At 47.2% G+C, this 21,261-nt stretch carries 15 protein-coding genes; 12 read left to right on the top strand and 3 right to left on the bottom strand.

Translation table 11 applies throughout. The annotated features are described in order from the left end of the window. Positions 1-194 precede the first annotated feature (194 nt). Positions 195-1,703, bottom strand: coding sequence for a glycosyltransferase (locus WBA89_RS07475; protein ID WP_424405231.1), 1,509 nt, complete (start codon positions 1,701-1,703; stop codon positions 195-197). Positions 1,704-2,133: 430 nt separating this feature from the next. Here WBA89_RS07475 and ebsA point away from each other — a divergent pair, with 430 nt between their 5' ends. The 10 genes from ebsA (at position 2,134) to WBA89_RS07425 (ending at position 15,741) form a co-directional block, all read left to right on the top strand. Further along, on the top strand, positions 2,134-2,508 hold the full coding sequence (gene ebsA / locus WBA89_RS07470) for a type IV pilus biogenesis protein EbsA (protein ID WP_194065513.1): 375 nt from the start codon (positions 2,134-2,136) through the stop codon (positions 2,506-2,508). A gap of 566 nt (positions 2,509-3,074) precedes the next feature. Then, positions 3,075-4,154 carry a permease gene (locus WBA89_RS07465; RefSeq protein WP_424405228.1) on the top strand — a complete coding sequence of 360 codons (1,080 nt, stop codon included), beginning with the start codon at positions 3,075-3,077 and terminating at the stop codon, positions 4,152-4,154. A 286-nt stretch (positions 4,155-4,440) separates the two neighbouring features. Continuing rightward, the gene (locus WBA89_RS07460) at positions 4,441-5,229 is read left to right on the top strand and encodes a TIGR03943 family putative permease subunit (RefSeq protein WP_424405240.1); all 789 of its coding nucleotides are present in this window, start codon (positions 4,441-4,443) and stop codon (positions 5,227-5,229) included. A gap of 183 nt (positions 5,230-5,412) precedes the next feature. Then, entirely contained in the window at positions 5,413-6,792 is a 1,380-nt protein-coding gene (locus WBA89_RS07455) for an oligosaccharide flippase family protein (RefSeq protein ID WP_424405226.1), read from the top strand. 20 nt (positions 6,793-6,812) lie between these two features. Beyond that, positions 6,813-7,799: a hypothetical protein gene (locus tag WBA89_RS07450; RefSeq protein WP_424405224.1), complete on the top strand. Its 987-nt coding sequence runs from the start codon at positions 6,813-6,815 to the stop codon at positions 7,797-7,799. A 230-nt stretch (positions 7,800-8,029) separates the two neighbouring features. Beyond that, a complete protein-coding gene (locus tag WBA89_RS07445) occupies positions 8,030-9,598 on the top strand; it encodes a hypothetical protein (protein WP_424405222.1) in 1,569 nt (522 codons plus the stop codon). 88 nt (positions 9,599-9,686) lie between these two features. After that, positions 9,687-9,860, top strand: a complete 174-nt coding sequence (locus WBA89_RS07440; protein ID WP_424405220.1) for a hypothetical protein — start codon at positions 9,687-9,689, stop codon at positions 9,858-9,860. A gap of 360 nt (positions 9,861-10,220) precedes the next feature. Further along, entirely contained in the window at positions 10,221-13,415 is a 3,195-nt protein-coding gene (locus tag WBA89_RS07435; RefSeq protein ID WP_424405218.1) for an ATP-binding protein, read from the top strand. 210 nt (positions 13,416-13,625) lie between these two features. Then, positions 13,626-14,507 (top strand): tetratricopeptide repeat protein, encoded by an 882-nt coding sequence (locus WBA89_RS07430; protein ID WP_424405216.1) that lies wholly within the window; start codon positions 13,626-13,628, stop codon positions 14,505-14,507. A 22-nt stretch (positions 14,508-14,529) separates the two neighbouring features. Further along, positions 14,530-15,741, top strand: coding sequence for a glutathione S-transferase family protein (locus WBA89_RS07425; protein WP_424405214.1), 1,212 nt, complete (start codon positions 14,530-14,532; stop codon positions 15,739-15,741). A gap of 64 nt (positions 15,742-15,805) precedes the next feature. On the opposite strand, the gene WBA89_RS07420 is transcribed toward WBA89_RS07425, so the two are convergent. Next, on the bottom strand, positions 15,806-17,773 hold the full coding sequence (locus tag WBA89_RS07420) for a cation:proton antiporter (RefSeq protein ID WP_424405212.1): 1,968 nt from the start codon (positions 17,771-17,773) through the stop codon (positions 15,806-15,808). A gap of 904 nt (positions 17,774-18,677) precedes the next feature. On the opposite strand from WBA89_RS07420, the gene WBA89_RS07415 reads away from it, so the two are divergent. Then, a complete protein-coding gene (locus tag WBA89_RS07415) occupies positions 18,678-19,172 on the top strand; it encodes a DUF427 domain-containing protein (RefSeq protein WP_424405210.1) in 495 nt (164 codons plus the stop codon). A 400-nt stretch (positions 19,173-19,572) separates the two neighbouring features. After that, a complete protein-coding gene (locus tag WBA89_RS07410) occupies positions 19,573-20,733 on the top strand; it encodes a GGDEF domain-containing protein (RefSeq protein ID WP_424405208.1) in 1,161 nt (386 codons plus the stop codon). A 52-nt stretch (positions 20,734-20,785) separates the two neighbouring features. Here the strand turns inward: WBA89_RS07410 and WBA89_RS07405 are convergent. Next, positions 20,786-21,261: class I SAM-dependent methyltransferase (locus WBA89_RS07405; RefSeq protein WP_424405206.1), on the bottom strand; the 476-nt coding region annotated here is incomplete at its 5' end.

Genomic DNA, 21,261 nt, shown 5'->3' with positions numbered 1-21,261 from the left:
ATCAGGCAGAAGAAGGAAAAACGAAGAAGGAAAAACGAAGAAGAGATACTATAGCGTTTCTCAAGCTTGGTGAGGATAGCCCTGTTTGGCCGATGCCCTATGCCCGGTTTGGCCTATGCCCTGTTTGGCCGATGCTTTTAGGCCCTGTTTGCCCGATGCCCTATGCCCGATGCTCCATGCCCTATTAAATGAATTTACTTAGCAGCCCCTTGATGGAGGGTTTTGACCCATTTTAGCCGCTTGGGACGCACCGCAATCCGAGCCGTCACACTCCCCACCAGCAGCCAGTGCAACATATATACAGTACCCCGCAGCGTTTGCAGGAAGGTGACAAAAACTCTTTTCACCTCAAATTTGGTCTCTTTGCGAGTGCGGCGCAAACCCACAAACATTCCCACCAGCGACAAGGTAAGGGTCATGACAGTTATGGGAATGGCTACAGGCATCCGGCGCAGCGCAATTGACATCAAAAAGTCGGGCAGCGCTACTGTGGGCAACAAATATTGAGATACCCAAAATCCAAATAAATCCCAAGTTTTCCCGATTCCCATGCGGTTTTGCAAAATTAGCCGCCAGTAGTCAAGATAGCGCTGATAGCCGCCTTCTGCCCAGCGATTGCGCTGGTGCCACAGAGCCCGAGCGTTGGTGACTCCTTCTTCTGACACGGCTGGGAAAGGCAAAAATTCAATGTCCCACTGGTCTAGGTGCAGCCTCAGCGTCAAATCTAGGTCGTCGGTAATCGTTTCTTCGTTCCAGCCTCCGCAGCGTTCCAAGGCGGTGCGGCGCATGAATTGGCCGTTACCGCGCAATTCTCCAATGCCGCCGATCGCAGTCCGCTGCTGCTGGAAAAAGCTGTCGAGTGCCATTTCTGCTTCTTGGCCGCGAGTCCACACGTTCACCGCAGCATTGGCGATGGCTTTTCTGACTTGCACCGCCCCTACCCGTTCTCGATCGAACACCGGCAGCACCCGGCGCAGCAAATCCGGCGTTACCGTCGCGTCGGCATCAAATATGCCCACAAATTCGCCCACCGTCAGCGGCAACACTTGATTTAGGGCTCCCGACTTGCCGCCGCTGGCATTTGCTCCTCTGCGAAATACTTTAAGTTGCGGGTATTTTTTGGTTAGCTGTTCCAATACCAGCGGCGTACCGTCGCTGCTGCGATCGTCGATCGCCCAAAGTTCGTAACGGTCGATCGGATAATCTAAATTGCAGATTGATTCTACCAATCTGCCAATCACCGCTTCCTCGTTTTTTGCCGCCACCAGCAGCGAGACATAAGGCCAATCTTCTCGACTTTCATCTGAAAGAGGAGGCAGTGCGGATTTTGGTTCGGCAAACAAAACTCGCAGCGCTTGCATCCACAGCAGCCCCGTCAACCCCCACACTACCCACGCACCCCAGGAAATCAAGTGCAGGGCGATCGTCCCAGACCAAATCGCCGCCAGCACAGCAGCAGCTTTTCCCCGCCTCCCCCGGTACAGATTTTGAGGAAAAGAGTCAGATCCCAACACAGACACCGCCGCCGGGAGCTCTGATGAAGTTTCCGTACCGGACACCCTGTCGCCAATATCTGGTATGCCAAATATTTTGCTTGCCTTCGAGTTCGAGGTCAAACTCTCGATCTCTTCTGGAGCTAAATCAGGGATGTCCAAGTTAAGCTCGGTGCGAGCGTCGTTTTCTGGCCAAGAACTCTCCTGCATAGGTTATTTATTCAACTACCAATAGTTTTTGATTTTAGAGATAAGTATTTACTGTATCAGTTTCTGAGCTTTTGTCGAAACCAGGCTCTGGCACGATTGCAGGAGAACCCTCTGCTGGTATGGCTCCGGCCAACTAGGACTGCATAGAGTATTTGGGATGACCCCCCCCAAAGAACGGATACAAGCATCCGACTCCTGTCGCGCCGCTGCCCCAAATTTTCGACCCCAGTTCGATATTTTCGATATTGCCGATCGATCTGTAGAATAAATCTCAAATCCCAAAGTTGTACGCTCGTCAAGTCGAAGCATCTCAAATCCCCAACGGAAAATCTCAAATCGACCGACTCTTGCTTGCGCTTGTCCTGGAATATCTGCTAATTTTTGCAGAGCAGCTCAACTAATCTGTTAGTAATTCTCAGGATGTGGAAATATGTCTCTTCCTCAACTGAAGCCAGCCGACGACAAAGAAGTGAAAGTCTACTTACCTTTCTGTCAGGAGCCCCGGCGCAAGTTTTTGCCGCACGCTATCAGTCTCTACAAGCTCAAAAGCTTGGAGGGGGCCAGAAAAATTGACGGCGGCGAGGACGTGCCGTTTGTCGCTAGTTGGAATATCTCCTCGCTGCCGATCGATTTGACCCGCTGTCGGGTGTTGTTTGACGGCAATGCTGAACTCAGCTACGAAGTGACTATGCAAAGCTCTGAGTTTGTCACTTGCTTAATTGAGGTACTCCTGACTTTTCAGCGGACTCGTACTGTCGATTTTTCTAAAACGTTTTACCGCAAGCTGATGCGCCTGGATGACTAACTTTCACCGCAGCCGCACTATCCAAATTCGGCAATTGACTCGCGCTTTGACACTCCCCGACCTTTCGCGTGCGGGGATTCTTAATTCAGCGACTGACCTTTAAGTTATGCGTCCTTTCGGCAATACTCAAACTTTTCAACCGAAGCAGTTCCACTAATTGACGAGCCTGATTCGCAGTCATCCCAGAGGGTCAATCTCCACTCATGGTACTAGAATATTTATCTAGAGTTCGGGTATGCCCTACTCTACCTAACAAAAGCAAATTGTTGGTTTTTCTGGTTTTGAGACTGTGTTAAGCCTCACGCTGTACGGCGAGTTTTCGCTGCTCTTTGTCCCCTATTTACGCCTAAAAGTGTGTCTGAGTCTTTGTTTCACGAGGGCGTTGCGAATTTAACCTTGACTTTTATTTTGTAGTACAAATACAAGCAAAGTCCGAGTTTTTAGGAATAGATTAAAGAAATTAAAGTCCTAAACTCAATCTTAATTTCGTGCTGTGAAAAAGGTACGATCGACAGGGAGTCCGCCAAATACGTGAAACTAAATACCAATTTACCAGCAGGCGATCGATGCAACCAGCCATAACGAATCAGTTAAACAATTCTTTTACCATTTTTCTCAGCTTGTTAGTAGAAGCAATACCTTTTCTGCTGCTGGGAGTTTTATTCTCAGGTTTGCTGCTGGGGTTTGTAGACGAACGCAAACTCGTATCCCGCATCCCGCGAAACCCCCTGCTGGCGGCTTTGATGGGGAGTTCGATCGGCTTTTTGTTTCCCGTGTGCGAGTGCGGTAACGTCCCCGTAGCCCGCAGGTTGCTGATGCAGGGAGTACCCGCACCAGCGGCGATCGGCTTTTTACTCGCAGCCCCCACCATCAACCCCATAGTAATTTGGGCGACTTGGACGGCATTTCGCGATCAGCCAGAAATTGTAGTTTTGCGGGTAGTCTTTTCTCTGTTTATCGCCACAACCATCGGCTGGGTGTTCAGCGCCCAAGCAGACTTGCGGCCTCTGTTACATCCGTCTGTAGCCCGCGCAATTCCCCTCCCAAAACCAGAGTTTTCCGAAAAACGCCTCGCCGAATCCAACACTCCGCTGCTTTTACAATCCGGGACATTTATGCTCGGTCAGCCGGGGGGGGCAGTGCCGATCGAATCTTTGCTGCAAGACGACTGGAAGCCCTTACAAACAGGCAAAACCGAAAAAATCTCTAAACCTTCCTCCATGTTTCACCCCGTTTCTAGAGAGCGTCTGCGCCTGCTTTTGGATAGTATGGTACAGGAGTTGCGGGAGTTGGGAGGAGTTTTGATCATCGGAAGTGCGATCGCCGCCATCATTCAAGTTGGCGCACCCCGCGAACTAATTCTAAACCTCGGTCAAGGCCCGGTTTCCTCGATTCTCGCCATGCTGATACTAGCTGCTGTCGTATCGATTTGTTCTACAGTAGATGCTTTTTTTGCCCTGTCTTTTGCCGCCACATTTACCAGCGGTTCGCTGTTAGCCTTTCTCGTTTTCGGCCCGATGATTGACCTCAAAGGCATCGGTTTAATGCTCTCTATTTTTCAAGGTAGAGCCGTAATTTACTTAATTGTCTTGGCGGCTCAATTAACATTTTTAATGACCCTCGCGGTCAACTTGTATTTAGGTTGATCGATTTGCCCGCACGGACAAATAACGGTATATTTCCAATGACTGTTGACTGTTGACTGTTAAGAAGGCACCGCCCCTACCAATAACCAATAACCAATAACCAATAACCAATGACTAATAACCAATAACCAATAACCAATAACCAACAACCAATAACCAATAACCAATAACCAATAACCAACAACCAATAACCAATAACCAACAACCAATAACCAATAACCAATAACCAATAACCAATGACTAATGACTAATGACCAATGACTAATAACTAATGACTCTTCAAAATATGAATCTTAAAAAACTTAGCCCTTGGCTGGACGCCCTAGCTATCCTAGCCTGGGGAATATTGCTCCTCAAATATTGGATTACAGGCAAATTAAACATTCTAATTCACCCCAATTACTTTGGATTGACTGTAGGGGGAGGAATCGGCTTAATGGTGATTGGCGGATTGAAAATTTGGGAACTATTAAAGGTCGATCGCGCCAACAAACAATTGCGGACATCGCCAGCAAACAAGTCTCTCAGAATCACAGAAGTTGAACACGTTACTTTATTTCCCCCCAGTATCGGCAGCACCTTAATGCTGAGCGTCGCATTAATCGGTTTAGCAGTAACGCCCCGCACATTTGCCAGCCAGACAGCATTGGAACGAGGCCTCACCGAATCCCTGCCCATCACCAGACTGGAACCGCAAGAATTTCGCAATAACACAAAACCCGAAAAGCGATCGCTCGTCGAATGGGTGCGGCTGTTAAACTTCAATCCAGAGCCAGATACATACAGAGGTCAAAAAGTCAAAGTTAAAGGATTTGTCATTCACCCGCCAAACATAGCAGAACAATATATGTGGGTCGGGCGTTTTATCATTACCTGCTGCGCGGCGGATGCCTATCCGATCGGGTTGCCGGTAAAATTACCGATGGGTCAAAATCGCGCCTCCTTTCCCCCAGACAGTTGGCTAGAAATAGAAGGAGAAACGATCGTAGAAGAACTGCAAGACAAGCGCAAATTAATCATTCAAGCATCCTCCCTCAAACCCGTTCCCGAACCAAAAAACCCTTATGATTATTAAACCCGAAGCCAGTTGCAGATTAAATTTGATCTTTCTGGTTGTGCAACAAAAGTCCCGCCCGTCATCCCTAGAAAAATAAAGATACGGTAAAGTCAGCTACAAGATTGGCAGCAGCACCCTGTAAAAGTTGCCAATCACAGATTCAGCAACTAGACTCGTAATTAGGCAATAAATTTAGAGTATATGTCATCAGAAAAAAAATTAGCGCTCAAAGGCGCATTCTGGACGCTCGCCAGCTATGGAAGCAGTCAAATTATCCGATTTGGCAGCAACCTAATTTTGACCCGCCTGCTTTTGCCCGAACTATTTGGTTTGGTGGGGCTAGCCTACGTTTTCATCACAGGTGTCAACTTATTCACAGACATAGGTTTGGGCCCGAGTATTATTCAAAACAAGCGCGGAGAGGAGCCTGATTTTTTTAACACCGCTTGGACAATGCAAGTTATTCGCAGCTTGTTTGTTTGGTTGTGTTTAATATTAATCACCTGGCCAGTTGCTAACTTCTATGAAGAACCCCGTCTCCTGTGGTTGCTGCCTTGCATAAGTATAAATACTCTAATAGGAGGGTTCAAATCCACTTCCGTATCCACCCTCGAACGCAAAATGAGCGTCAAGCAAGTAGTGCTTTTTGAGTTGGGCATACAGGCAGTTTCTACTACAGTGATGATTGTTTGGGCATTTTTCAATCCCACAATCTGGGCCATCATCGTCGGCGGTTTTACTGGCGCTACAATGGAGTTAGTATGGAGTCATTTTTTGATTCGCGGCCAGTCAAACCGCTTCGCTTGGGACAAAGAAGCAGCTAAAGAAATATTTTCTTATGGCAAATGGATATTTTTGTCTACGATGTTATTTTTTCTGTGTTCCCAAGCCGATCGCCTAGTTCTAGGGAAAATCTTTACTTTAACAACATTGGGCATTTACGGCATCGCTTTTACCCTCGGCGATATGCCCCGCCAAGTGATCATCGCCCTCGGCGGTAGGGTAATTTTTCCATCTATTTCGATGCTAGCAGATTTGCCTCGCCAGGAATTGCGCGCCAAAATTGTTAAAAACCGCAACTTGATTCTGATACCTTTGGCCCTAGGCTTAGCAATTTTTGTGAGCTTTGGAGATCAGCTCATTTTAACACTGTACAGGAAAGAATATATAGCAGCATCTTGGATGATGCCAATCTTGGCTTTAGGTATTTGGCACACTACTCTCCACAACTTAATGGGTTCTTGTTTGTTAGCGGTTGGCAAATCTCAATATTCAGCTATGGGCAATCTGGTAACTTTCTTAAGTATCACTATTGGCATCCCGATCGGATATCATTTCCTGGGTAATTTAGGTGCTGTAATTGCTGTAGCTGTCGGCGATATTCCTACTTATTTAGTAACTAGCTACGGTCTTTGGAAAGAAGGGCTAACTTGTTTTTGGGAGGATATTAAATTAACATTACTGTTCTTAGGAGCCCTGGTCAGTATACTTTGTGTTAGAATATACGTGCTGGGTTGGGGGTTGCCAACAGACAAAATATCGCCGATGGATTTAGTGCCGATCAATCAACTGTTTCAGTAAATAAAAAGGAGATTGTCTGGATGTCAGATGAAGATACACTAAAAAGAAAAGCAATACACTTTATCTTTTTCCAAATTGCTTTGTTACAAGAAATATCGCGGTCGGTTGTTAGGTATATAAAAATGATGCTTTTTTATCAAAAAAAATCCATCATAAAATTATTCCAAGAAAACGAACTGCCCCAAAAAGAACGCCCCAAAGTCTTTGTTGCTGTGGCCCACATTACATCAGTTGAAGAATCTAAGAATCCAGAAAAAGGGGCGGCAAAGATAGAGAGACTCAGGCACACAATAGATGGACTGTTGGCGAGTTTTGCTCATTGCGATCTGAGTATTGCGATCCAAACTCTACCGAACAGGCACGTTACAGCTTATTTGCCTGAATATCAAACTAAGTGCATTCAGGTACAAGAATATCCTGAATGCGACCCAATGTTTGTAGGGTTTAGGCTTCAGGAAGAGTTTGTGGAAAAAGTAGAAGAATTTGACTGGTTTTTATTTATAGAAGATGACATTATTTTGTCGGATGCTTTCACTCTAGAAAAACTAGAGAAATTTAACGGACAAAGCGGGTATGAAAATGCAGTTCTTTACCCAAATCGTTATGAAATGTATCAAGGAACGAAGAGATATATTGATTTGACTATCGCGCGACAATTGTTGACAAATAAGCTATCTAGTGTAGAGATAGAAGGTGTAAAATTTGCGGAGTTTAACAATCCTCATTCAGCATTTTACTGTTTGTCAAGAAAGCAGATGAAACACTGGATCAAATCAGGTCGTTTGTTCAAAAATCAAATAGTGGATGTCGGGCCTTTAGAGAGTGCAGTAACTTTTTGTCTTTTGGAATGTTTCTCTATATATAAGCCTCACCCGTCAAATTTAAACTATTTTGAGGTCAGGCATTACGATAGCAAATATTCTAAGTTGTATCCAGAACCGGAATCGCCGTATACACTGTCAGCCGTTGATCGCAGTTCCAATACAGCAATGGTCGAAAATTCGTGAAATAATGGCTCTGGGCTAAGTAGCCGTCAGAATTATTAGTAGTGCTGGACGCGGTGGCGATCGATCTCGGATTGCTTAGTAGTGCGGACTGTTTTTGCGATCGTCAACCGGAGTCGATCTGAAACTCCGATCGCGAAATTGCATTTTTGAACTGGGTGCGCCTGGAAATGTAAAATTTAAGAGGGAAAATTGGGCAGTGATTTTTCACAAAAAATAGGAGAGAAAGATTTGTGAATATTTTTAACAAAAAAAATAATCCTTCACCCTTGGGTATTCTGCCATTCAAACAGCCGATCGACCGCACGGCGATCTTCCTGATGCTAATGCTGAGCGTCTTAATCGGACTGCTGCTGCTGAGCGGCGATCGCACGGCACCCAGAGTGCGAGAATTTAGCTGGGAAAACAAACAAATCGGCGCGCGAGATACCGGCTTTCTCCTCACCTTCTTTCGCCCGATGAACCAATCCAGCGTCGAGGAAAACTTAACGCTAGAACCCCCCCTCCCCGGTAAATTTAGTTGGGCGGGACGGCGCATGGCTTACACCCTCAAAGATCCAGCACCCTACGGCGTTACCTACACATTAAAACTCGCCGGAGCAACGGACAAGTATTTCGGAGAAAACAACCAATATAAAGGCACGCCGATGCAGCCGTTTAGCAGTTCCTTTCGCACTCGCGATCGGGCTTTTGCTTATATCGGCGTTGAAGGCGAAACAGAAAGCAGATTAATGCTAGTCAACCTCAGCAGCAGCGAATCGAAACCGATACCCCTGACTCCCAAAGATTTGGTTGTCACCGATTTTAAACCGTATCCGGGGGGCGATCGCATTTTATTCTCCGCCACAGATCGATCGATCGCCCGTACTCGCGGCACCCTAAATCAAGAACTGTTCACAGTCACCACCGGCCTCAACCCCCAATCCCCAGGAGAAGATTCCCAAGAAAAACAGCCAGCAGGTAGAATCGACAAACTACTAGACTCCAAAGATTACCAAAACCTAAAATTTGACCTTTCAGCCGACGGAAAAATCATCCTGATTCAGCGCGTCAACCGCAGCAATCCCGGCGATTTCAGCCCTTGGATTCTGGAAGAAAAATTACCGCCCCGCCCATTGGAAAATCAACAAGGCGGAGATTTTATGATTCGGCCCGACAGCCAATCGGTGGTAATGTCTCAAAAGCAAGGATTAGCGATCGTCCCGCTCAAACCAGAAGCAGATCCAGTAGAATTTTTGCCAAAATACGAACAAGTATTGGGCATGGCGCGCGACAATTCCGCCGCCGCCTATGTTAAGTACAACAGCGACTTTACTCGATCGCTTTTCATCTTAGACAACCAAGGTGTGGAACAAGAAGTATTGCGGATTCCCGGCAGCATTATCTCCGTTTATTTTGACCCGCGCAAAGACAAAGACAATCAATTCCAGCGTCTCTACTGTTTGTTAGCCCAGCGCCTCGAAACAGAAAGCTACAAAGAACAGCCTTTTATCGCTGCCATCGACCTCAAAAAAGAGGGTACTCGTTTGGTAGGAACCATCAAACCGCTGCTAGTTTTGCCCAACCAATTAGATACCCAAATCAGTTTATCTCCCGACGGGCTAGCATTAATTTTCGACCAATTAGTTACATCAGCAAAACCCTCAGCAGGAGACAGTCCCCGCAACTCGGGCGGACAGTCGATCGCCGCCAGCCGCCTCTGGGTGCTACCCTTATTAGAAATACCCGCAGACGGTTCTGCTGCAAAAGTACAGCCAGAAGAACTTCCCTTTGCCGGCTATCATCCCCGCTGGCTGCCGTAAATCGATTTGATATTTGATGGCGATCGCAGGTGGAGAGAGTTTGAGAGTTTGAAAAAAGTTAACGATTTGCAGTTTATCGAGATATAAAATGTTTATTTGCACAACAGCCGATCGCCAAAAAATGCTTGTTACAAAACCGGAGATGCTCCCTAATATCCAATCCTCTCTTCATCGGAATAATAAATTCGAGTCAACAGTCAACAGTCAACAGTCAACCGTCAACCGTCAACATCACCTGACGGTGTTACCGGAAATGATATAACACAGCGAGATTCATGCCGATCGCTAGGACAAATTTGTTTACAAAATCACACTTATTTCAACATTAATTGTAACCAATCTTAACGACAAAATAGAAGATCAGTTTTCTAACAGAGAAATAATAAAAGTCTGCTCTTTTGCTTTAATGTCAAGCACCCTGAGCTTGATTTCTGCAATTAAGCTTAAGCCTTAAAATAATTAATAGTCGCCTCAAATCAAGTGCAGACCTCGAACTCGCTCTTTTTGGGGCGATCCCGGACTCGATCGCGAACTGATATAAAATTAATCAGATACAGAAATCTGCAGGTACATAGGGTCTCAAAAATATTACTGCTATAGATCGCAGACTCTCAGGTTTGTTATGCCAACCACTAATCCCAATCTCAATAATTTTATCTCCCCAGTGCCGCTGTGCCGACCGACGGCGACACTAGAATCGCTGCGGTCAATTTTCATTGAGGGAAATTGCGATCGAGTCGCAGTAGTCAACGAACAACTAAAGCTCCTAGGATTAGTTTACCTCCGCAGCGTTTGGACGGGCACGGACTCGCGCGCAAACGGCCCAGAGCAACTTTTGTCGGAAAGCTCGATCGCGGTAGAACCGATCGGAACAGTACCGGCAGCTTTGAGTGTCAGCGAGTTCTGGCAGTACCTGCACAAAGCAGAATTCAATAGCCCAGCCCGCAGCCAAAGCGCCGGCGGTTTCTCCAAAAGCCCGATCGGCCTGACAGATACCAGCGGTCAATTTTTAGGACTGCTAGACAGCATGAGCCTGCTGCAATTTGTCGCCGCACTCAACAGCAGCCGTCAGGCGGAACCAACAGCAGTCAAAGAAATCGAATTAATATCGGTTTCAGCAGCCATCGCCACCACCCTGGGCGCTCGATCGCGCTTTTTGGAAGCAGGATTGAAACCCTCGGAAAACCTCAACTCCCTAGTCCAACTCCTCGAAAAACTCCCCCTACCGCTGAGATTGCAAACCCCCAGCGGACAAATAGTCAGTCAAAACGCAGCGTGGCGGATTTTGCTGGGAGCAGGCCCGGAACCAATTGTAGAACCGGCAGCAAATTTGGGCAAACACTCGCCCCCGAAACCCAGCCATTCCACAGCCGAATACACGAGTCAGTCGGTAGAGGCCGTCGCCTCTGAGTGCAGGAGTTTAGTAGGAGCAAGTCGATCGGGCGATCGGGATGCAGCCTCCGCCACCAGTTGCCCCCTACCCCTGTACTCGGCCGCCTCCCCATCAACCTTAACCGCTCCAGCTTGGTGCGCGATCGCAGGCAAACCAGACACCTACATCTGTGAATGCCCCGTCCAAACAGGTCAAGAACGGATGTGGCAATTTGTCAAACAGCCGCTCTGGGACGAGCTAATTTTAGTCATGGGACAAGATGTCACCGAAGAACATTTAGTCGCCAAAGAACTAGCAGCAAAAAATGCAGATTTAATCCACCTCAACCGACTAAAAGACGAATTTTTATCCTGCATCAGCCACGAACTAAAAACCCCGCTTACCGCCGTCCTCGGTTTGTCCAGCCTGCTCAAAGATAAATTGATCGGAGAACTCAACGATCGGCAATCACGCTACGCCAAACTAATCCATCAAAGCGGACGGCATTTGATGACAATAGTTAACGACATTTTAGACTTGACCCGCATGGAAACCGGGCAGCTAGAACTAATTCCCGAACCCGTGGAAATAGCAGCCACCTGCAAAAGAGCCTTTGAACAAGCAAAACAACTGCAACAGCAAGAAGAAAAATCTCCCCCCAAAACAAACGGCGAAGCAAACGCAGAACCGTCAGAAAAAATAGAATTTACACTCGAAATAGAACCGGGAGTTAGCTATTTGATTGCCGACGAACTGCGACTGCGACAAATGCTGGTCAATCTCCTTGCTAACGCCCTGAAATTTACCGAAGCAGGCGGCAAAATCGGATTGAAAGTAAATGTTTGGGAAGGTTGGCTAGCCTTCACAGTTTGGGACACCGGCATCGGCATCCCCGCCGACAAACAGCACCTGATCTTTCAGAAATTCCAACAGCTAGAAAGCCCCCTTACCAGACGTTTTCAAGGAACCGGACTCGGACTGGTACTGACTCAACGGCTCGCGAGGCTCCACGGCGGAGACGTTTCGTTTATTTCCTCAGACAACCAAGGCTCTGAATTTACCCTGCTGCTGCCGCCAAATCCTCCGGGAAACCCAGGGGAAGAATCCCCAGCGCGTGCAGCCGCGGAGTCAGAATTATTTAAACCAAAATATCAGCATCCGATCGCCAATTCTCGCTCTCGTTTGGTATTAATAGTCGAAGCAGTTCCCAAATATATCGAAGATTTAACCAAGCTTCTGTCGGGTTTGGGCTACCAAGTAATAGTCGCCCGATCGGGCACCGAAGCCCTGGAAAAAGCCCGCAGGTTCAGTCCCGAAGCGATATTCCTCAACCCGCTGCTGCCCCTGCTGTCCGGTTGGGACGTGCTGACGCTGCTCAAGAGCGATCCGGATACCCGATCGATTCCGGCGATCGTCACAGCCACTAGAGGCGAAAAGGAACGGGCTGCTGTCAACCGCGCCGAAGGCTTTTTGAGCTTGCCGGTGGCAGAACCCGCTTTGCGTAGGTTGCTGGCAGATTCGATCGGCCAAAGTCATGCCAGTACCAACAAGGTGAAAAATTCCTTAACCGTGCTGTGGCTGTGCCCGCAAAACAGTTCGTCTCAAGGTTGCGCTTTACTGCTAAACCCCAACTACTGCCGGGTTTTAGAAGCAGACGACCTCGGCCAAGCAGAACTCGTCGCCCGAATTTGGCGGCCTTCGGCGATCGTTTTGGACAGTACCAGTCAACTGCAAAACCCCTTAGCTTTTATCGAACAGTTGAGTCGATCGCGCAATTTGGGTTCTCTGCCCTTGGTGACTTTAGACCCCGAAACTACGCAACTGGCAAATCAAGTCAAAGGATTGTCGGTATTTCCCTGTTTGGCAGCCGGCAGTCCCGAAACATCAGGGTTGGGCGCGTCTGCGCTGTGGCAAGTGATTCAAGTAGCTGCGGGCATGAGTTGGAAGCCCAGCATTTTATTGGCTGACATTTCGACTTTACCCGACTTGCACCGCGCGGCTGGGGGGAGTCCGACGGCAGAATTGGCAAATGGCGCTCGATCGACAAATGCCGAGATTCCCATGCCCAATTCCCAGTTTTGTGCTCCCAACTTTCAAGCTTTTATTCAATACATCCAAACCGCAGGATTTCGAGGGGCGATCGCACCCTGCTGGACAGAAGTTTTGCAGCAGTTGCAATATCAAAGCGTTGACTTAGTTTTGCTGTGCTTGCGAGATGCCCCCTCAGAATCAACTGCTATGTTGCAGGCGCTATCTAACCTGCGGCAAATGACTCCAAAACGACCAATTTTAGTCTGGGATTATCGGTCTGCTGTCAACTCGGAATCCGAGGCGATCGACTTTCTGCTGCAACAAATATCTGCCAAAATTTTGCCTTGTTCCTTATCTGCAGCACAATTGTTAGAGAAAATTCAACAGAGTTTATTAACTTATTCAAGTTGCTAAGAATGAATATTTTTTGGGTTGGTAGTTAGGAGTTTTGCCCTCTCTAAACAGCGCATAAAAACTATTATTGCTGAGTGCAAACAGAAATTGGGAACTGTTTAGCTAAAAACCGCTTGGGCGCTGCGAGTTAGGAAACAATATCAAAACTCAAAAAAATGAGTTATTATAGGCGATCGAGAAACCATTATATTTTTTTCTGGGGCTGATCGCGTGCCTAATCGCATTTCTTTAATATCTCTGGCCCTCGCACTCGGTTTGTGGGCAATACCCGAGCCAGTTGCCTCTCAGGCACTCCTGCCTTACACCCTGCAAATCGACTCGGCCCAACTCGAACAGACAGCCTTGAGCCTTGCTGAAGAGGCAGTCCAGCTAGCCAGACTCCAGCAGTACCAACTCGCCGTCCCCAGAGCCGCACTCGCCACACAGTTAGCCCCCAAGAATGTTCAAACTTGGACTTTGTTAGGCAGCTTGTACCTTCAAGTCGAACAGTTGGACAAAGGGATTGAAGCTTTGGGGCGAGCTCAATCTCTATCGCCAGAAAATCCCTCAATTAAATTTGTCTTGGGAGAAGCTTACTTTCGGCAAGCAAAGTACGAGAAAGCAGCGGAATACTTGCAAGCTGGTTTGAAAATAAAGCCAGACACTCCGGGCGCATTATTTGATTTGGGCAACGCTTTTTACAAGCTCCAGCGGTTTGATAATGCGATCGCCCAGTACGAAAAAGCCTTTGCTTTAGAAAAAAACCTTTGGCCCGCTATCAACAATATCGGATTAGTTAAATACGAAATGGGAGATGCCGATGGCGCAATCAAACGCTGGCAAGAAGCGATCGCGATCGACAACAAAGCAGCAGAACCAATGCTAGCTCTAGCAGTAGCACTCTACACCAAAGGCGACCGAGAAAAAGGTTTAGCAATGGGAGAAGCAGCCCTGAAATTAGACAAACGCTATGCCACTGTAGCTTTTCTCAAAGACAACCTCTGGGGCGATCGTTTGATCGCAGCCACCCAAAACTTCTTAGCAACTCCCGAAATGAAAGCAGCACTGGTTAAAATTCAAGATGCTCCACCCCCTCCCCAGACATCGCCCTAATTATCGTCAGCCCGATTAAACTATGACACCTACCGAGCCTTCCGCCCCTCTAAGCTGGAAAGAATTAGAAGCCCTCACAGACTTTGAAGTCGATCGCACCAACGGCCCCACCAACGCTCAAGCCCGGTTGCGCCTCTTCGGTAAAAGCGAATCAGATGTGCGAGTCACCCTGTACCGCGACAACCATGCCTGGTGTCCCTACTGCCAGAAAATCTGGCTGTGGTTGGAAGAAAAACAAATCCCCTACCGCATTGACAAAGTTACCATGTTCTGCTATGGGGAAAAAGAAAGCTGGTACAAGCGCAAAGTACCGTCGGGAATGTTACCCGCGATCGAGCTAGACGGCCGCACCATCACCGAAAGCGACGATATCTTAATCGCCCTAGAACGAGTTTTCGGCCCCTTGGGTTTGGGGATGGAAAACCCCGCAGTAATACCCATGCGGCGGTTAGAGCGACTGCTGTTTAGAGCCTGGTGCTCTTGGCTGTGTTACCAGGCGAGTTCAGCCAAAGTAGAACAGCACAACCGCAACCAATTTATCAGCGCCGCCGCCCAAGTGGAATCAGCACTGGCTAGCACCCCCGGGCCTTATTTCCTCGATGAATTTGGCACTGCGGATGTCATCTTTACGCCCTACGTCGAACGGATGAATGCCAGTCTTTACTACTACAAAGGCTACTCGATGCGGGAAGAAAACCCGCGCTTTGCTGACTGGTTTGCAGCGATGGAAAGCCGCCCCACCTATCGCGGCACTCAAAGCGACTTCCACACCCACGTCCACGATTTACCGCCTCAAATGGGCGGGTGTTATGAAAACGGGGAACCGCAGATGCTGCTCAATAAAGCCCGCGTGGATAATGGGCCTTGGGCTGGATTACCAGATGTGATGTATCCAGAACCGGAAACCTCTCGCGCTGAAGCTCTTCACCGCGTCATTAAGCATCACAGCAACATTATTAAAGTCAATCCTGCTGATGACAACTTATTTGATGAGGCTTTGCGTTGTGCTTTAACTTTGATGATGACTGGTGAAGTTTGTACGCCGCCGGTTGGTTCTGATGGGGCTTTGCGGTATTTGCGCGATCGGGTGAATGTGCCCCGCGATATGTCGATTTACGCGGCCAAGCGTCTGAGGGAAGCTTTGGAGGAAACGGCGGCTTTGGTGGGCGACGGCCAAGGTAGTCCGATTCTGCTGAAGCACCGGCGGGATCAAGATCCGGCTAATTTTGTGTAGGGAGAGTTTGGTGGATTCGAGCCAAGATTTCTACAAACTCTCAGGTGCGATCGGGTGAATGCTCCTACCGCGAAACAGGCGGCGGCAAAACATCAGCCTTCTTTGCTATTTCCCCTTCTTCCAAAACCGGCTCTAAAGCCAAATCGGGAACCGGATCGGGAATTGGTACTTTTTCGACTACCTGATGTTTTTCTAAAGTTAGACCAGACTGCGACGAACCGGACAATCTTTTTAACAATTTCGGTGTCGGATCGTACAGCAAATAAATAATTCGATCGCCCGTTTGCCAAGTTTGGGCGGCCGACACTACTTGCAAATATCCCTGTCTTTCCAGTAGCAGCGGCGTCAACTCCCCGGCTTTCACCAAAGCTTGCAAGTGAGCAATCTGAAACTGCAATCCCGCACTTTTTAACTCGGTTTCCCCCAATTTTACTTCGCCCTTATTTAAATATTCATTCCAATCCTTCAGCGACAAATCGGAGACAAAGGCTTGATTTATTTTGCTCTGATTTGCAGGCGCATTTTGCGGGTCTTTAGGAAATATTGCCAAAACTCGCGGCGGCGTAAATTCCTCGGCTGCTCGTTGAGCTAACACTAAGTTTACTTCACCGTTGTTAGTCATTGCCAAAAAAGTTCCCATCGAATCAAGTCCGGCTTCTTCTAAAATGCTGTGATCGAGAGCACTGCTCAAGAACACCCGCAAACCTTCTCTTTCTGCTTGTTTGCAAGATTCCGGGTTGGTGTCGATAATTGCTACAGATTCTCCCCGTTCTTGAAACAAGCGAGCAATTAATCTGCTCAAAGGATTTGACCCCACAATCACGGCACCGGTTGCCGATTTTAAGGTGATGTCCAACATTTTAGCGATCGGACCCGCTGTCAATCCCTGCAAAAAAACTGTGATAATGATTGTTAGGAACACTAAGGCTTTAATTGAGTCGCCACCGGTAATTCCTCGCTGGGTGAGCAAAATTGCAAATAAAGATGCGATCGAAGCTGAAATAATTCCCCTCGGCGCTACCCAGGAAGCAAATAATTTCTGCCTCCAGTTTAGCTCGCTGTTGATCGTGCAAACCAAAATGTTGATCGGTCTGACTATCCACATTAAAGCTAAAACTGTAAACAAACTTCCCCAACCGAGGGCGACCACACTAGCAAGGGATAAATCGGCCGCCAGCAGCACGAACAGCACCGATACAGCAAGGACTGTGAGCTGACCTTTAAACCTCCTCAGCAGCCTTTCTTCTGGGACTGAAGCGGCTCTGAGCACTATGCCCGACACTACAGTTGCCATCAATCCCGATTCGCTGCATATTTGTTCTGCGATGGCGAAAATTCCCCACAAACCGGCTAAAACTACTAAATTTTTTAGGTCTTCTGACAGGAATTTCGCTCGCTTGAGAATGAGTCCCAGCAGCCAACCTCCGGTAACTCCGATGACTGTGCCAATACCCAGCCGCACCACTAAATCTCTGAACAAAATCAGCAAGTCAGTATTGCCGTTTAAAACCACATTCAGTACCAATACTGCCAAAATGGCTCCCACGGGATCTACTAAGACACCTTCGCCTTCTAGCAAGGCGGCGACTTTTTTGTCAACGGATACTTGTTTGAGCAAGGGGCCGATGACTGTCGGACCTGTGACGACTACTAGAGAAGCATACAGAAAGGCGATCGGCCAGGGAAATTCCCCCAACCAGTGGGCTGCCATTCCGCCGCCAATTAGTGTAATTAAAGTGCCGAAAGTAACTAAATTGCGAATGCTGCTAGAAACTTTGCCCAAGTCTCGCAATTCCAAATTCAAGCCGCCTTCAAACAGAATTAAGGCTACGCAAAGGGATACCATAACTTCCAAGCCGCTCCCCAGCAGGCTGGGGTGCAGGATTCCCAAGCAGTCTGGACCGGCTAAAATGCCGAACAGCAGCAAAAAGACGATCGCCGGAACTTTCAGATAAGCGGCCAGAACTTGAGCGCTGATGCCACAGATGACGGTCATGACCATCAAAAGGGTGATGCTAAAGGAGATTTCCATAGATACAATTGTTAAAGGCTGCCCGCTTTGTTTTCAAAGTGCGATCGCGGGTAATGTGACTGCAGGCGCTATATTTGGCGCTGATACAAACTCGGTACTGCCCCAGATTTTTGCCAATAAGATTAAAAACCTTAATATTGCCTATAACTTTATCAGAAAGTTGGGTTGAAAACCCCCGTCCTTTGAGGGCGGCTTTAATTGTAAAGCTTTGTTACCGCGGCTGGCAAACTTGTGCTCGATAGCATAGCATAAAGTCGGGAAGTCGAGCCATTCGATTTGAGATTCCAGATTCCAGGTGCTCCCGATTGACCCCACAGATAAATTCGGGGGTTCTTCTGATTTGAGATTCCAGGTGTTCCCAATTGATTCCACAGATAAATCCGGGGGCTTCTACCACCTTTGACAAGCGAATTTCAAAGGTGGGAGCAGCCTCTTTTGAAAGTATACATACGCCCCAGAGCTTCAGGCTGAACGCTTTTAAACCCGATGGCTAGAATCTGGAAATCATAAATTTGGACAAATATTTGCTCGCTGCTGCCGGTTACTAATTGCCAATTTGTACCTAGCACAAATAAGGTTGGTTTGCGGTGAGGACTTGGACAGATTTTGAGATAGTAGATTGAGGCGGTCACTTTTGCTCGCACTCGGCAATCACAGCCGGAGCAATTTGTTTTTGCAGCAAATCTCAGGCTTTATTTTGTTGTGCAAAAGCGCGATCGAATTTGCCGACATCAATCGCAAATTATTGTCTTTAGGAACAGCAGTTGTTCTAAACTTTTGAGTGCGTCCTTCTCAAACAGAGGTAGAAACTTGACTTTGCAGCCAAATTAAGGCAGTATCTTGACTAGCGCCAGCTTGATAACGATCGGTCGCTAATTGTTTTTTTGCAGGGGAGATTGTGCAAGTGAACTTCGATCGCATAAAACCGGGTCCCGGTCAAGAGTCTGTTTGGGATTACCCGCGTCCGCCTCGCTTGGAGCAATCGACAAAACACGTACAGATTGTTTTTAATGAAGTGACGATCGCCGACACTCGACGAGCTCAGCGGGTACTAGAGACAAGTCATCCACCTTACTACTATATCTCTCCTGAAGACATTCAAATGCAATATTTGCACAAAACTTCACAGGGTTCGTGGTGCGAGTGGAAGGGACAAGCAGGTTATTACACTGTGACGGTGGGAGAAAAGGAAGTAGCGAATGCCGCTTGGTTTTATCCGAATCCCGCAGCGACCTTTGAGACTATTAAAGATTATGTGGCTTTTTATCCGAAGCTGATGGATGCTTGTTATGTGGATGGGGAATTAGTGCAAGCTCAAGAAGGAAGTTTTTACGGCGGTTGGATTACCAAAGATATTGTCGGCCCGTTTAAGGGAGGAATCGGAACTTGGGGCTGGTGATGGAATTAGTTTTGAGTTTGGGTTGGGAGGAGGACTAATGCAGAAATCTGGTTTTTACTGAGATATTGCACCATTGGTGCGGAACCTGTACGGGCGGGTTCACCAATAGTTTGAAAGCTTGCAGATAGGTTAAATAAACCCGCATTCATCCGCGAAAAATCCCTGATGGATATTGGTGCAATATCTCGCTCAGTTTTTACGCAAAACCTGGTTGCAGCTTTAAATTTAAATGTTATACAATTACACAAACAGGGATTGATGAAAAAACTCACTTCTGAGATTGACGCATAACTTTTTATTGTAATTCACAATACAACCAGTTATAGTATCCTAAGCTAATCTCAGAAAATAGCTGACACTAGGTCGGTTGCGGCTTTGTTGTTCATTTTGGGTATGCGCTGTGTTTGCTAAATTTATCGCACCATCTATAGAACCTGAAAAACTGCCTAAAACTTTATCTTTAGAGTCTACTCTTAAAGAGCTTGCTGTATTTGATGTTCAGGTTGAATCTTCATGTCTGGCGAAAGATGTAGCTCGGTTGTTTCAGGCTCACCCGCTGCTTCCGGGAGTCATCTTGACTGCAAGCGGTGCATTTTTAGGGATGATATCGCGCCGGCGATTTATGGAACGCATGAGCCGCCCTTACGGAGTAGATATATTTGCTGGCAGACCAATTCAGGCTTTGTATCAAATAGCTCAAACCGATATTTTGATTTTACCGGGAGTAGCCTTAATTGTTATGGCAGCTCAGCGAGCAGTGCAGCGACAGCCAGAACAGCTTTACGAGCCGATTGTCGTGCAGTTAGAAGGTCAAGTTCACCGACTGTTGGACGTACATCAAGTGTTAGTAGCTTTATCTCAAATCCACCAACAAGCTACTTGGTATATTAGCGAACTTTATTACAATTTATCAGTGACGCAATCCGAGTTGGAAGCAGCAAATTCTCAATTAACCGCAGCTAATTTAGAATTGTACCGCCTCGCTCATTCAGACGGTTTAACTCAGGTGGCCAACCGACGATGTTTTAATGAATACTTAGAGAAAGAATGGCAAAGATTGGGAGAAGAAACAGCAGAAATATCTTTGATTTTATGCGATATTGACTTTTTCAAGAAATACAACGATACATACGGACATCAGGCGGGAGACGCTTGTTTGCAACAGGTAGCCAAAACTATTGTTGAGGCGGTAAAATTATCAGCCGGGGAAGTTTTGGGGGAGGCGCTGGTGGCCCGCTGGGGAGGTGAAGAATTTGCGGTGATTTTGCCTCAAACTTCATCCGAGATTGCTGTCGCGATTGCAGAGCAAATTCGAGTCAGGGTGAAAAAACTTGAAATTGAAAATATTAAATCGCCAAAGTCTGCTTGTGTTACACTGAGTTTGGGGGTAGCGAGTACGGTGCCTCAACTGGAAATTTCCAAAAAAGATTTGATTGAAGCTGCCGATCGGTCGCTTTATGAAGCTAAAGACGGAGGGCGCGATCGAGTAATTTTAGGTAATATCAAGCTGGAATTAGCAGACGAGCCGAAAAATTTGGTGAGAAATGTTGACGGGATATGAGAGAATTGAGAACCGAGCCGGAAAGATTGAGTTCGATCGGGCGATCGCAACTTTACATCCAAGCACGCTCGGCCGTCCAGTGCCTGTCTGAAGATTCATAAATCCTCACACCTTCCAATCCTGCTGTTTCGATCGTTGTCTGTATTTCAGCCAGAGTAAAAGCCGCGTGCAGCGAATCGCTGAACAACTGTTTTTGATGCGAGTTGCAATCTCCCGCATACATCTCAACTAAATTATCCCTGATTGCTTCATCTTGGGGTCTGAACAAATCCCGCAAAAATATTGCTCCGTTCGGTTTTAAGACTCGCCTCACTTCGCGCAAAAACGGCAGAGGATCTGGCAAATGGTGGATAATGCTGTTAGAAATCACCATATCAAAATAACTGTCTGGATACGGCATCGCTTTAGCATCAACTAATTCTAGATTAATTTGCGATCGCACATTCGCCTCAGACACATTCTCCAGTCCTAATTGCAGCATATTTGCCGACATATCGATGCAAGTCAACTCCCAAGCAGGGCGGATTC

It is taken from the genome of Microcoleus sp., from assembly GCF_049646505.1.
Classification (GTDB): domain Bacteria; phylum Cyanobacteriota; class Cyanobacteriia; order Cyanobacteriales; family Microcoleaceae; genus Microcoleus.
Note: the sequence above shows the minus strand (reverse complement) of the source record. Positions and strands in the feature narration are given on the sequence as shown.